1 pseudogene is annotated in these 481 nt (G+C 62.6%); it reads right to left on the bottom strand.

The window, feature by feature from the left end:
• Positions 1-22: 22 nt before the first annotated feature.
• Positions 23-481, bottom strand: a pseudogene (locus G6R24_RS21365) (tyrosine-type recombinase/integrase); the annotation flags it as partial.

Below are 481 nucleotides of genomic sequence, written 5' to 3'. Positions count from 1 at the left end.
ACTTCCGATGACCAACCATCCCTCAAACCTCCAAGGGATCATTTAACCTACGGCCATTGCGCCGTGCGGTGTTGAAGGCCCACCGGGTGAGTGCCGACCGCAGAAGCTGACCGTCCGGCCGACCCCGATCGTCGACCAGGAGCATCAACGTCACGGCCGTCAGAGCCTCGGCGATGGTCCGGCGGGTCGTGGCCGCCACCTGCGGCCACTTCAGATCGACGTACGAGCACGCGAATGCGTACCAGGACGTGCCCCCTTCCACCCGACCCGCAGTGACTGGCAATCCGGTGGCCACGTAGAACGCTTCGCCCTTCCGGGCCGCTGCCACCAGGCCGGATCGGAAGCTCTCAGCTTGCGCTTTGTTCCGGTATGGCTTCTTGAACGGCTTTCCATCGACCGACCACCGAACGTAGTGGGTCGTCACCTCCTTTCCCTTGTAGACCTGCGACTTCCAGACACGGACGTCAAACGTGGTCAACAT

This window comes from Candidatus Frankia nodulisporulans (genome assembly GCF_902806475.1).
Taxonomy (GTDB): Bacteria; Actinomycetota; Actinomycetes; order Frankiales; family Frankiaceae; genus Frankia; species Frankia umida.
Note: the sequence above shows the minus strand (reverse complement) of the source record. Positions and strands in the feature narration are given on the sequence as shown.